This window comes from Hymenobacter sp. B81, assembly GCF_044628455.1.
Classification (GTDB): domain Bacteria; phylum Bacteroidota; class Bacteroidia; order Cytophagales; family Hymenobacteraceae; genus Solirubrum.
In genome coordinates this window covers 482,153-494,808 of the sequence record NZ_JBIYZW010000003.1, presented here as the reverse complement: position 1 = coordinate 494,808, position 12,656 = coordinate 482,153, and the positions used below count along the sequence as shown (strand labels likewise).

The 12,656-nt window shown below is 63.9% G+C and carries 14 protein-coding genes; 2 read left to right on the top strand and 12 right to left on the bottom strand.

Annotated features, from left to right (window positions below; all coding sequences use genetic code 11):
* Position 1: 1 nt before the first annotated feature.
* From ACE191_RS18945 to ACE191_RS18905, 9 genes are all read right to left on the bottom strand, one after another.
* Positions 2-502, bottom strand: a complete 501-nt coding sequence (locus ACE191_RS18945) for a DUF6702 family protein (RefSeq protein ID WP_400193811.1) — start codon at positions 500-502, stop codon at positions 2-4.
* 116 nt (positions 503-618) lie between these two features.
* The gene (gene rseP / locus ACE191_RS18940; protein WP_400193810.1) at positions 619-1,932 is read right to left on the bottom strand and encodes an RIP metalloprotease RseP; all 1,314 of its coding nucleotides are present in this window, start codon (positions 1,930-1,932) and stop codon (positions 619-621) included.
* Positions 1,933-2,128: 196 nt separating this feature from the next.
* Positions 2,129-3,298 (bottom strand): 1-deoxy-D-xylulose-5-phosphate reductoisomerase, encoded by a 1,170-nt coding sequence (locus tag ACE191_RS18935; RefSeq protein WP_400193809.1) that lies wholly within the window; start codon positions 3,296-3,298, stop codon positions 2,129-2,131.
* A gap of 309 nt (positions 3,299-3,607) precedes the next feature.
* Positions 3,608-4,054 carry a 3-oxoacyl-ACP synthase gene (locus ACE191_RS18930; protein WP_400193808.1) on the bottom strand — a complete coding sequence of 149 codons (447 nt, stop codon included), beginning with the start codon at positions 4,052-4,054 and terminating at the stop codon, positions 3,608-3,610.
* Entirely contained in the window at positions 4,023-4,535 is a 513-nt protein-coding gene (locus ACE191_RS18925; RefSeq protein ID WP_400193807.1) for a hypothetical protein, read from the bottom strand. Before ACE191_RS18925 ends, ACE191_RS18930 begins: the two co-directional genes overlap by 32 nt.
* Positions 4,532-4,975, bottom strand: a complete 444-nt coding sequence (locus ACE191_RS18920; RefSeq protein ID WP_400193806.1) for a hypothetical protein — start codon at positions 4,973-4,975, stop codon at positions 4,532-4,534. The genes ACE191_RS18925 and ACE191_RS18920 overlap by 4 nt, the downstream gene beginning before the upstream one ends.
* Positions 4,976-4,979: 4 nt before the next feature.
* Positions 4,980-5,444, bottom strand: a complete 465-nt coding sequence (locus ACE191_RS18915; protein WP_400193805.1) for a nucleotidyltransferase — start codon at positions 5,442-5,444, stop codon at positions 4,980-4,982.
* Between the two features lie 205 nt (positions 5,445-5,649).
* Positions 5,650-7,149, bottom strand: coding sequence for a GH3 auxin-responsive promoter family protein (locus ACE191_RS18910; protein ID WP_400193804.1), 1,500 nt, complete (start codon positions 7,147-7,149; stop codon positions 5,650-5,652).
* A gap of 43 nt (positions 7,150-7,192) precedes the next feature.
* Complete coding sequence (locus tag ACE191_RS18905; RefSeq protein WP_400193803.1) at positions 7,193-7,729, bottom strand: hypothetical protein; 537 nt, start codon at positions 7,727-7,729, stop codon at positions 7,193-7,195.
* Between the two features lie 127 nt (positions 7,730-7,856).
* On the opposite strand from ACE191_RS18905, the gene ACE191_RS18900 reads away from it, so the two are divergent.
* Positions 7,857-8,291 carry an OsmC family peroxiredoxin gene (locus ACE191_RS18900; protein ID WP_400193802.1) on the top strand — a complete coding sequence of 145 codons (435 nt, stop codon included), beginning with the start codon at positions 7,857-7,859 and terminating at the stop codon, positions 8,289-8,291.
* A gap of 95 nt (positions 8,292-8,386) precedes the next feature.
* Positions 8,387-8,863, top strand: coding sequence for a hypothetical protein (locus ACE191_RS18895; protein WP_400193801.1), 477 nt, complete (start codon positions 8,387-8,389; stop codon positions 8,861-8,863).
* Between the two features lie 100 nt (positions 8,864-8,963).
* On the opposite strand, the gene dnaA is transcribed toward ACE191_RS18895, so the two are convergent.
* From dnaA to ACE191_RS18880, 3 genes are all read right to left on the bottom strand, one after another.
* A complete protein-coding gene (gene dnaA / locus ACE191_RS18890; protein WP_400193800.1) occupies positions 8,964-10,517 on the bottom strand; it encodes a chromosomal replication initiator protein DnaA in 1,554 nt (517 codons plus the stop codon).
* Positions 10,518-10,646: 129 nt separating this feature from the next.
* On the bottom strand, positions 10,647-11,585 hold the full coding sequence (locus ACE191_RS18885) for a bifunctional metallophosphatase/5'-nucleotidase (RefSeq protein WP_400193799.1): 939 nt from the start codon (positions 11,583-11,585) through the stop codon (positions 10,647-10,649).
* Positions 11,586-11,734: 149 nt separating this feature from the next.
* A complete protein-coding gene (locus tag ACE191_RS18880) occupies positions 11,735-12,496 on the bottom strand; it encodes a 5'-nucleotidase C-terminal domain-containing protein (RefSeq protein WP_400193798.1) in 762 nt (253 codons plus the stop codon).
* Positions 12,497-12,656: the final 160 nt, after the last annotated feature.

Below are 12,656 nucleotides of genomic sequence, written 5' to 3'. Positions count from 1 at the left end.
GCTACCAGCTCAGCAGCTGGGTGTCGTGGCCGTCGCGGAACAGGGCGCTCTGCTTTTTGCCGCCGGCTTCTAGGTTCACGATGTTCATCTGGTCAGCAAAGTGCTCGAGCAGCAGGCGGTGTTGCAGCTGCACCCCGCGCAGGGGCCGTGGCAGCTTCACGGTGCAAAACAGCCAGTGCGCGTCGTTTTCGCGCTGCATGCCCAGGTAGCTGAGCGGCAGCGCCTCGCCGGGCTTGCCCGTGAAGCCGATGCGCTGGCGCAGGTAGGCAGCCAGCAGCGGCTGCACCGTACCGGCCGGGCTCTGCTCCAGGCTCACCGGGCGGGGCTGGCCTTCCGACAGGGCCTTCTCCAGGTCGTCGGTGAACACCTTCAGGGATATTTCCAGCTGCTGCTTATCCGGGTTCACGCGCAGCTCCATGATGCTGGCGTGGTAGGCGTGGGCCCAGGCCGCCAAGCTCAGCAAGAGCAGCGCGGCGGCAAAAACAAGGGAACGACGAAGCATGAACGGGGAAAACCAGGTGAGCAGAAAAAGCCGGGGCCTTACCGCGGCCAAACGCTGCCGCGGGGGCAAGTCGTTCCGGCGGCGGTAAGGCCCGGGCAGCGCAGCCGCCGTGCTGCTTAGAAGAACGACTTGAAGATGTCGTTGAAGAACACGAACACCATCAGGCCCAGCAGCAGCACCATGCCCACTTTCTGGGCGTTTTCGAGGAAGCGGTCGGAGGGCTTGCGACCCGAGAGCATTTCGTAGGTCAGGAACACCACGTGGCCGCCGTCGAGGGCCGGAATGGGCAGCAGGTTCATGAAGGCCAGCACCATGGAGAGCATGCCGGTGAGCGTCCAGAACTTGATCCAGTCGAAGGTGCCGCCGTAAGTCTGGGCAATGGCAATGGGGCCGCCCAGCGACTTGCGGGCCGAGGCTTCGCCGCTGAAAATCTTGCCGAAGGCCTTGAGCTGGGCGCCCACGATGCCGAAGGCCTGCTTGGTGCCGGCCGGAATCGACTCGGCCAGGCTATACTCGCGGGTGGCGTAGTTGAGCAGCGACTTGGGCCGGAAGCCCACCTTGCCTTCCTCGTCCACGTTCACCGTGAGCGTAACCTGCCCGGCGCCGCGCTGCACCAGCAGCGGAGTGGGCTTGTTGGCGTTGGCCTTGAGGGCTTCCTGCAGCTCGGGAAAAAACTGAATAGCCTTGCTGCCCACCTTCAGAATCCGGTCGCCTACTTCCAGGCCGGCTTTCGAAGCCGGGCCAGCGGGCACCACCTCACCCACCACGAAGGGGTCGTTAGGCACCACAAACAGGGCCTGGTCGGCGTCGGCCATCTTGTCCATGAAGTCGGCGGGCACCGAGATGTCGACTAGCTGGCCGTTGCGCTCCACGGTGTAGTAGCTGCCCGAGCCCATCACCACGTCGGGGGCGTACACGTCGTTGAACTGCTCGAAGGGGCGGCCGTTGATCTTCACAATCTTGTCGCCGGGCTGGAAGCCAATCTGCTGGCCCAGCTGGTTGGGCACCACGCCGAAGCGCTGGGCCTCGGCGGCGGGCAGGTAACTCTCGCCGTAGTTGTAGGTGAGCAGGGTGAAGATGAGAATGCCCGTAAGCACGTTCACGATGATGCCGCCCAGCATCACAATCAGCCGCTGCCAGGCCGGCTTGGCCCGGAACTCGTAGGGCTGGGGCTCCTGCTTGAGCGCGTCGGTGTCGAGCGACTCGTCGACCATGCCGGTAATCTTGACGAAGCCGCCCAGGGGCACGGCCCCGATCATGTACTCGGTTTCACCGAAGGTCTTGCCGAAAATCTTGGGGGGGAAGCCGATGGAGAACTTCTCCACCCGCATGCCAAACCACTTGGCCGACAGCATGTGCCCGGCTTCGTGCACGCCCACCAGAATGGTGAGTCCCAGCAGAAGCTGCGCGGCCATTACCAGAATATCCATTTAAATCAGTTGTCAGTTGTTCTTTGAAAAAGGAGCGTCATTCCGAGCGAAGGCGAGGAATCTTGCCGGATAGTAATTTCTTATTTGAGGTTACTACCAGACAGCAACACGCGAGATGTCTCGGCTGCGCTCGACATGACGTTCTTACTTGGTGCCATCCGACACCATTTGCCCCTAAACCGTTGCCGGCCGCTGGTTATTTAACCAACTCGGCGGCTACGCGGCGGGTTTCGGCGTCGGTGTGCACGTAGTCGTCGAGCGACGGATCGGCAAGGTACGAAACCTTGGAGAGGCAGCTTTCCACCACCGCGGGCAGCTCCAGAAACCCGATTCGCTCGCGCAGGAAGGCATCGACGGCAATTTCGTTGGCGGCGTTGAGCACGCAGGGCGCGTTGCCGCCGCGGCGCATGGCCTCGAAGGCCAGCGACAGGTTGCGGAAGGTGTCGGTGTCGGGGCGCTCGAAGGTGAGCGTGGGGTAGTCGAGGAAGCTGAAGCGGGGAAAGTCGTTGGCCAGGCGCTCGGGGTAGCCCAGCGCGTACTGAATGGGCAGCTTCATGTCGGGCAAGCCCAGCTGGGCCTTCAGCGACCCGTCGCGGAACTGCACCAGGGAGTGAATGATGCTCTGCGGGTGCACCACCACCTCAATCTGCTCGTCGCGCAAGTCAAACAGCCACTTGGCCTCAATCACCTCCAGGCCCTTGTTCATGAGCGAGGCAGAGTCAATGGTGATTTTGGCGCCCATGTCCCAGTTGGGGTGCTTCAGGGCCTGGGCCTTGGTCACCCGGGCCAGCTCCTGGGCCGAGCGCCCGCGAAACGGTCCGCCCGAGGCCGTGAGAATGATTTTCTCGACCGACTCGGGGGCCTCCCCCACCAGGCACTGAAACAGGGCCGAGTGCTCGGAGTCGACGGGGTAGATGGCCGCGCCGTGCTTGCGGGCCAGGGCCGTGACCAGCTGCCCGGCCACTACCAGGGTTTCCTTGTTGGCCAAAGCCAGGGTTTTGCCGGCCTGCAGGGCGGCCACCGTAGGCAGCAGCCCGGCGTAGCCCACCAGGGCCGTGAGCACCACGTCGACGCCGGGGCGGGCGGCCACTTCGGCCAGGGCTGCGGCGCCGGCCAGCACCTGGGTTTCGGGCTGGGAGGCCAGGGCGGCCTTCACGGCCAGGTAGTTGCTCTCGTCGCCGATGACAACGACCTCGGGGCGAAACTCGCGGGCCTGCTGCACCAGCAAGTCGGCGCTGCGCTGGGCCGTGAGCACCGCCACGCGGAAGCGCCCGGGGTGGGCGCGCACCACGTCCAGGGTTTGGGTGCCGATGGAGCCGGTGGAGCCCAGCAGGGCCAGGGTACGGAAAGGTTGGGGAAACGACATGAACAAGGCCGCCCCCGCGGCATAGGGCGGCGGGGCTTCCGGCAAAGGTACTCGGTTCGGCCCGCCCCCGCTACCGCGCCGCGCGGGGCTGTCCCAAAGCTCTGGGGAAGTAGTACTCAGTGCTCTTGAACAGTCCCAGAGAGCTTAGGAAGTCGTGACCAAGCCTCTGGGACAGTCCCAGAAGGCTGAGGAAGTAGTGCTGAGTGCTCTGGGACTGTCCCGGAGCACGGAGGAAGTCGTGACCAAGGCTCCGGGACAGTCCCGAAGGACTGAGGAAGTCGTGACCAGTGCTCCGGGACACGTCCCGGCTCAGGCCACGGCCTCGATACGGATGGTTTTGCCGTTGAACGTGGCCTGCTCGCCCGCCCGCTTACCGCTCAGGACCGCCGCCACAGGTGCCGCCGTCGATACCGCGAAGTAGTCCACACCATCTACCGTGAGCTTGCCGGCGCTGATGCCGATGTAGAAGCGGCCCAGGCTGGTGCTGACCAACGCGCCGGGGTGCACCGCCTCGCAGGGGCGGGCAGGGTCGATGCGCTGCAGCTCGGCCAGCAGCTTGCGGGCTTCGGCCAGCTGCACCAGGTTTCGGTCGCGCTCGTTCTGGGCCATGGCGCGGCCGGTTTCGTACTTGTCGCCCGCGCTGCTCTTGGTTTCGGAGTTGGCCGATTCCTGCGCCGCATCGATGGCCGCCTGGCAGGTGCGGATGCGGGTTTCGGCGTAAGCCTTACATAATGCGAACAGTTTTTCCTTGGTCATAATCTGGCGCTGGCGGCAGCCACCCGTCGTTTATTCGCTGCAACAGTTCCAGGATACGCTCCTTGTACCGGCCGCTAAGGTCTAAACATACGATGAGGTGAATGGACTGCCGAGCATGTTGGGCTTTGGCAGTAGCAAACCAGAACCCTTCGTCAAAGTCGTAGTGAATGGTGCTTTGGGTACCGTATTCGTAATTGTACGCTGCTCCATGCCTGACTTCCCACGCCCTGGCCTGGGCTACGATTTCCTCGTCGAAGACATAATCCGCTTCCACCGCGCATAATCCGGCGCTGCACACTATTGCCGGTTGCCGCTTCATACACTCAGCCGCTACCCGGATCAGCTGCTCGTAATCGTAGTGGTCAGCTATGACGAACAGCAGCCAATCGGCCGGTGGTAGGCCGGCAGGCCAACTGGGCTGATGCACCGCATCGAGGTACCATACGGAGCGAAAATTAACCCTGCCAAGTGCTTCCATCATTGGCTAAGTAGCCTGGTTTTTACTGTCTCCACCCATTGCTCGTCGTCGGGCCGCACTACAATGACCCGAAAGCCGTGCCGCTCGCCTTCCAGCCCCACCCCGGGCGCGTCGTCGACTAGCACATCAATGCCAAAAGTGGGTGGGTGCTTGGAGCAGCGGGCCGTGACATCCCGCTCGTGGAGGGTCTGGTTCACCACGCCGTCGAGACCCAGGCCGTGCAGCCAGAACAGCCGCCGGATGTAGCCGCGGGAGCGGTACGAAGTGGTGTACACCCACACCTCCCAGCCCTGCTGCCGACAGTAGCGCATCAATTCCGGGGTACCTCGCCGCAGGCTCTCGTGGCCGAACAGCCGGGCCAGCCAGCCCAGCCGCGGCGTTTCCAGCGCAAACGGGTGGGCCGAGCGGATGAGGGTGTTGTCGAGGTCGAAGGCGACGCGCATCCGATCAGCGGGGATTTTGCCGGTTCAGCAGCCGCAGATCCTCCTGGTCTTTGGCACGGCCGGTACTGGCCTTGTTGCGCAATAAATCGGTGCGGTGAATTACGGCAATGGGCACTCCGTCGAGCACCGTTACTTCCCGGTTCGGAAAACACTCGGCAAACTGCACGCCATCCACCGTGGTGAGAATACCGATGCGCACGGGAGTCACGCCCAACTGCACGACCGTGTCAGGCTCGGTAAAGTCAGACAGTTGATAGCCCAGTCCGCTCACGCCAAAATCGGCCAAGACCTGCATCATGCGGGCGGCGTTTTCCGGGGTAGTATTGATCCAGATATCGATGTCGCCGGTGTTGCGCACCACGCCGTAACGAGCCACGGCATAGGCCCCTACCACCAGGTATTCAACGCCGCGGGCGTTTAAGAACTCGACAAACTCTTTGTAGTCGGGGCTCAGCTGGTTGGCTTGCATGGGAAGCAGAAGAGCAGAAAACCCAGCCCTGCCGGCGCAGAAATTCGACGGCGGCCATCCGCTCTTCGGGCGTTCTGGTCAGCCAATACGTCACGTCCTCGGCATCCTGGTCGTGGCGTAGGGAAGTTTTGCGGGAAGTAGTGCGGTCGAGGCGGAACATAATTCAATTTACGGATTCGGGGCGAGTGGTGCCGGAATACACGAGCTATAAAATTTGCCCTACCAATCCCTCGGCCAGCCCCCTGTCGTTGCTCAGGCGCGGCACCTTGTTCTGCCCGCCCAGCTTGCCCTGGCTTTTCATGTAGCGCTGAAACGCCCCGGCGGGCAGGCTGGTGAGCAGCAGCGGCGCCAGGATGTTGCCCGCGAGCAGGTCGTCGTAGTACACGTTGCGGCGGCGCAGGCCAGCATCGAGGGCGGCGGCGAAGGCGGCGGCATCCTCGGGCGGGCGGGCAAACTCCACCAGCCACTCGTGGCGCGACGGCTCAGTCTCGGTTTCGCTCACCCGCGGGGCCACGGTGAATTCGACTACCTCCGCCTCCGGAAACTGCTGCAGCACCTCGCGCAGCGTCTGCTCCACTTCCTCGCCGATGACGTGCTCGCCGAAAGCCGACAAAAAGTGCTTGATGCGCCCCGACACCACCACCCGGTGCGGCCGCAGGCTCACGAAGCGCACTGTGTCACCCACCGAGTAGCCCCACAGCCCGGCGTTGGATGATACCACGAGGGCGTAGTTCTTGTCCAGCTCTACTTCGGCCAGGGTGAGGCGCGGCGGGTTGGGCTCGAAAAACCGCTCGGCCGGGATAAACTCGTAGTAGATGCCCGCGTCGGCCAGCAGCAGCAGGCCCGGGTTGTCGGGCTGGTCCTGGAAAGCGAAGAAGCCCTCGGAAGCCGGAAACAGCTCCAGCGTATCCACGGGCCGCCCAATGCTGTCGAACAGCTTGCGGCGGTAGGGCTCGAAGTTGACGCCGCCGTACACGAACAGCTGAAACGCGGGGAACACCTCCCCCACCGGCCGCCCGGTGCGCTGGGTGAGGCGGTCGAAGTACATCTGCACCCAGGGCGGAATGCCCGAAATCAGCGACATGGGCTGGCCCAGGGTTTCCTCCACGATGCGGTCGAGCTTCTGCTCCCAGTCCTCGATGCAGTTGGTGGCGTAGCTGGGCAGCTGGTTGCGGCGCAGGTAGGCCGGCACGTGGTGGTTGCTGATGCCCGAGAGCCGCCCGGTTTTGATGCCGCCCACTTGCTCCAGCTCGGGCGAGCCCGACAAAAACATCAGCCGGCCGTCGAGAAACTGCGGCTTGCCCGAGTGGTGGATGTAGTGCAGCAGCGCGTCCTTGGCCCCGTTGATGTGGTTGGCTATGCTCGCCTCGGTGATGGGAATGTACTTGGTGCCGGAGGTGGTGCCCGAGGTTTTGGCCAGGTACAGCGGCCGGCCGGGCCAGAGCACGTCCCGCTCGCCCACTTTCACCCGCTCGAAGTACGCGCTCAGTGCCTCGTAGTCGCGCACCGGCACGCGCTGCTGGAAATCGGTCACGGTGCGCACGTCGGCCAAACCGTGCGCGTGCCCGAAGGCGGTGGCGGTGCCCTGCTGCACCAGATTTTGCAGAATGCGCTGCTGGGCGGCCTCGGGGTGCAGCGCCCACTTGCGGTACTGGTGGACGGTGTAGGCGGCTAGCGGACGACTTAGGAAGGACTTCAGGCCCATTCAGGGAGAGGGTTTTGGGAAAGGCGGGAAGGTAAATGTAGGGCTAACGGCTGACGCGCTGCCAGTGGGCAAAGTCGAGTGCGGCGGTATCAACGGGCTCTACCAGCTGCCACCAGCCCAGTGTGGGCGTGAGCTGCACCACCTGGTACGAGACCAGCCCAGGCTCATCCTCGTTGACCCTTCGTCGCTCAATCCGAACCTCCGGCCGAGTGCGGCTGCGAAACAGCGTTTCCGGCACCGATTGAGGTGCTTCATCCATTAGCACGCAGCCCAGGCAGCCCGTCAGCAGCCAGGGCAGCGCGGCTAGGGCACCCAACACCCGCACCACCCGCCGAACGAGGAGTGGCCACCGGCCGGCAAACTGCAGGTAGGCGCCCAGCGGCACAAACAAAAACAAAAAGAACACCAGCCGGGCCCACAGCACTGCCCACTCGCGGTCCGCCAGCTCCAGGTCCAGCCGGGCCAGCACAACGCTCAAACTGATGCAGCCCCAAGCCAACCAGCCCAGCCAGATGGGACTGCGCCGAACCAGCCGAGCCAGGTCCTCCAAATACGTATCGGGCGTGTGGGTGGGCGGCAAGCGTGAACGACTGGTGGTGGGAGGAAGCAGCGCGAAAGATAAGTTGCACAACCTCGCGCCCGGGCTGGTGGTATTTACCGCGAATAAGCTCATCTTTTCACCTTCTCAACCTCAAACTCCTCTCATCATGATCAACCAACGTGGCAATGCCGTGTGGAACGGCGACAGCAAAGGCAGCGGCGAAATCACCACCCAAAGCGGCACGGTGAAAGTGCCCTACTCCGTGGGCGCCCGCTTCGAGGGGCAGCGCGGCAGCAACCCCGAGGAGCTGATCGGGGCCGCGCACGCCGCCTGCTACACCATGTTCCTGAGCGTTATTCTGACCAAGGACGGCAAGCAGGTCAAGCAGCTCCGCTCCGAGTCGAAGGTGACCCTGGACACCTCGGGCGAAACGCCGCGGGTTACCAAGATTGCCCTGACCACCGAGGGCGAGGTGGAAGGCCTCACGCAGGAAGAGTTTCAGCGCTACGCCGAAACGGCCAAGGAGAAGTGCCCCATTTCGGCCCTGCTCCAGGGCGGGGTCGACGAGCTGACGCTGACCTCGGCCACGCTCAAAGCCTAAAGCGGCCGGCAACCGTCCGCGGGTCCGCCTCGTTTGCGCCCTGGCCGGGGCTGCGGCCTTTTGCGTAGTTTTGCGGCCTTTCCGACTTTCCGCCTATGCCCTCGTCCTTTACGCGCATCCGCCTCACGCCCGCCAACAACTCCCGCATTCCGTTTCTGGCCCAGCTGGCCATCGGCGGGTTCTGGATTGCCTACGCGCTGTTTTCGATGGCCTCGGGCCGGGGCCGCGGCGACAACAACTTCTTCCACTACGTCTTCCTCACGTTCGCCATCATCTACGTGCTCTACGTGCTGATTCAGAACGCGCCGGTATTCGGCACCCAAACCTACCTGGAAATCACGCCCGACTACATCGTGCACAAGGGCGGGCTGTTCAAGCCCAAGGAACCCTTCCAGGCCCGCGACATTCAGAGCATCGACGTGGCCCCGCGCGAGCTGCGCCTGCACCTGAAGGAAGGCGGCAGCTACAACCTGAGCCTGCGCCAGGTGCGCGGCCAGCGCCGCAAGCGCGAGCTGCGCCTGCTGCTCGACGAGTTTGCCCAGCGCAACCAGATCGGCCTGCGGCAGCTGTAGCCGAGAACTGGCCTGAAAAGAAAAGCGGGGTCCCGACGTCAACGTCAGGGCCCCGCTTTTTTGGGCTGGTTAATCGGTAAGCCGGCGCCGGAGCGGCGGCTTACTTGCTGGTAAACTTCTTGCGCAGCTCCTGAATGGTGGTGCGGAAGGTTTTGTCGGAGTCGATCAGGTCCGACACGGTCTGCACCGAGTGAATCACGGTGCTGTGGTCGCGGCCGCCGAAGTGGTAGCCGATGCTCTTGAGCGAGTGGTTGGTGTGCTCCTTGGCGAAGTACATGGCCACCTGCCGGGCCGTCACCACTTCCTTCTTGCGCGTTTTGGCCTTGAGCAAATCCACCGGAATGCTGAAGTGCTCGGCCACGGTTTTCTGAATGAAGTCCAGGTTCACCTCCGCTTCCACGTCCTCGATGATGTGGCGCAGCGCCTGCTTGGCCATTTCCAGGTCCACCTCCCGGCGCGTCAGGCTCGACTGGGCAATCAGGGAAATCAGCACGCCTTCCAGCTCGCGCACGTTCGTCTCGACTGAGTACGCCAGGTATTCGACCACCTGCGGCGGAATGTCGATGCCGTCGGCCATCATCTTGTTTTGGATAATGGCCACGCGCGTCTCGAAGTCGGGGCTCTGCAAATCGGCCGTGAGGCCCCACTTGAAGCGGCTCAGCAAACGCTCCTCGAAGCCCTTCAGTTCGCGCGGGGGCACGTCGGAAGTCATGATGACCTGCTTGCCGGCCTGGTGCAGGTGGTTGAAAACGTGGAAGAACATTTCCTGGGTGCGGTCCTTGCCCGCCAGGAACTGCACGTCGTCCAGAATCAGGATGTCGACCAGCAGGTAGAAGTTGCCGAAGTCCTGCACCGAGTTGTTGCGCAGGCTTTCGATGAACTGGTTGGTGAACTTCTCGGCCGAGACGTAGAGCACGAACTTGCCCGGCGCGTGCTCCTTGATGTGGTTGCCGATGGCCTGCACCAAATGGGTTTTGCCCAGCCCTACCCCGCCGTAAATCATCAGCGGGTTGAAGGAGGTGGTACCCGGCTTGTTGGCCACGGCGAAACCCGCCGAGCGGGCCAGGCGGTTGCACGAGCCCTCGATGTAGTTGTTGAACGAGTAGTTCTGGTTGAGCTGCGAGTCGAGGTAGCTGCGGTCGGCCACCGAGCGGGCTTCGAAGGGGTTGCGCAGCGGGGGCGGCGGGGCCAGCGCGGCCGCCGCGGCCTGCACGTTGGCGGCCTGCCGGGCCGCGTTGTTGGCCACGCTGCCGTTGCCGCCGAAGGCCGACACGGCCGGGTTCTGGCCCGAAGCCATGGGCCGCACCTGCGCGGCCGTGGGCGTATTCGAAGGAGGCCGCTGGCCGGTGGCCCGCGCCGCCGGCAAATTCACCGTGCGCGGCCGCGACTGTTCGTTGCCCTGGTCGACCACGATGGAGTACTCCAACTGCCCGTCGGCGCCCAGCTCCTGCACAATGGCTTTCTTGAGCACGTCGACGTAGTGCTCTTCCAGCCACTCGTAGAAGAACTGGCTGGGCACCTGAATAATGAGCAGGGCCCCTTGCAGGGCCACCGGCACAATGGGCTCAAACCACGTGCGGAAGCTCTGCTCCCCGACGTTGGCCCGGATGACGCGCAGACAGTTGGCCCAGACGGTTCGGCAATCCTTCTGCATTAGTCGAGCGGCGCAAGCGGTGTGCGGTGGGGTGGAACGGGGCGGGAGCAAAACCGCGGAAAAAGCCACGGTTCGGCGAAAGGGAGACAAAAATGTGGAAAAGTCGGCAGAGCGCCAAACCCATCTTGCCTACCCCAAAGCGGAAGCGTTGATACTCAGCGCTCCAGCCGCCGCAACGCCCAACTTCTTATTGGCGCGGTTAAATACGTAGTCGATGCGCCCGAGCTTGATGCCCGACCAGCCCACTTGGTTGACGAGGGTGCGGTGGTCCTGCCCACCCTCTACTACAGTGGGCGTGTCGAGGAAGGTGTGGGTATGGCCGCCGATGATCAAATCGATGCCGGGCACGGCGGCGGCCAGCTTGTGGTCGTCGACCTTGGCGCTTTCGTACTTGTAGCCCAAGTGCGAGAGGCAAATTACCAGGTCGCACCGCTCGGCCCCGCGCAGCTGCTGCACCTGCTCACGGGCCACGGCAATGGGGTCGAGGTACTTGGCGGCGCCGTAATTTTTGTCGGCCACCAGTCCGGCCATTTCGATGCCCACGCCGAACACGCCGATGCGCACGCCCTGCTTCTCGAACACCTTGTAGGGCTGGAAGCGGCCTTTCAGCGGGGTCTGCGAAAAGTCGTAGTTGGCGTTGATGAAGGGAAACTGCGCGTGGGGCAGCTGCTTGAGCAGGCCCTCCAGGCCGTTGTCGAAGTCGTGGTTGCCCAGGGTGGCCGCGTCGTAGCCCATCTGGCTCATGAGCTTGTATTCCAGCTCGCCGCCGAAGAAGTTGAAATAGGGCGTACCCTGCCAGATGTCGCCCGCGTCGAGCAGCAGCACGTTGGGCTCGGCTTGGCGAATGCTCTGCACCAGCGCCGCCCGCCGCGCCATGCCGCCCTGGTCGGCCCATTGCCGGTCGGCCGCCGGGAAGGGGTCGATGCGCGAGTGCATGTCGTTGGTGTGCAGAATGGTCAGGCGCACGGCGGCGCCTGCGGCCTCAGCCGAGGTCAGCAGCCCGGGGCCCAGCAGGCCCAGGCCGGCGGTGGTCAGGGCCGAAGATTTGATGAAGTCGCGACGATTCACTGCTCTCTGATGTGGTTAATGTGGGAAATGTGCTGCTCTGCGCGCTAATGTGGGTAATGTGAGTAATGTGCTGAATGTGCTAATGCCAGAACGACCTTTAGCATATCAGCCCATTGCCCACATTTTCCACATTAGCACATTCAAACACATTAAAACTTCACCCGGCCTTCTACTTTGGCTTCCACGGGCTTGCCGGCTTTGGTCAGGGCGCGGATGTGGTCGTTGATGGCGGAGCGCACCAGCACGCCGGTTTTGCGGGGCGCCAGGGGGCGGAAGAAGTCCAGCTTGTCGCCGCCACCGGCCAGGTAGTCGGAAATGGCAATGGTGTAGAGGCGCTCCTTGTTGGGGTCGAACAACTCCTTGCCGATGCGGATGTCGGTGGGCTTGCCCTCGGCCGTCACGGCGTAGGTGGCACCCGACAAGGCCATTTTGATGCGGGCGCAGTACTCAAACAGCTGCTGCACTACCGGGCCGGGCGCTTCCAGCACCACCAGCTCGTTTTCGAAGGGCATCAACTCGAACACCGAGCCCACGGTGAGCGGCCCGGCGGGCAGCTCGGCGCGCAGGCCGCCGTTGGTCATCACGCCCAGGTCGATGGGCTGGCCCAGGGCCGTGGCGGCCCGCTCGCGCATCAGGTCGGCGGCAAAGTTGGCCAGCGGCGACTCGCCCGGGTTCTTGCGAATGGGCTCGGGCGCCGTGCCGATGACCTCGCCCATCTGCTGCTGCACGCGCTGGCGGTAGGGTACGATAACGGCCTCGGCCCGCGGATCGGCGGGCTGGGCGGCTGTCACGGTCTGGGCCGTGGTGCTGAGCTGGGCCGTGGGCTGGTAGGTGCCGCGCTGGCAGGCCGGCGCAAGGGCCGTAGTCAGCAGCAGCAGCGAAAGGGAAAGTCGGGCAGAAAGAGAAGTCATCGACACGGAATGTTCGGAAAGACCGCCGGCAGCTTACGCCACCCGAGCGGCAACGCCGGCGCGGGAAAATTGATGCCCGCCGCCGTCAGAAACCGGGGAACGGAGCCGCCGTGGCGGCCCGCGCCAAGCCGCACAACCGGGTGCGGGGGCCGCCGCGGCG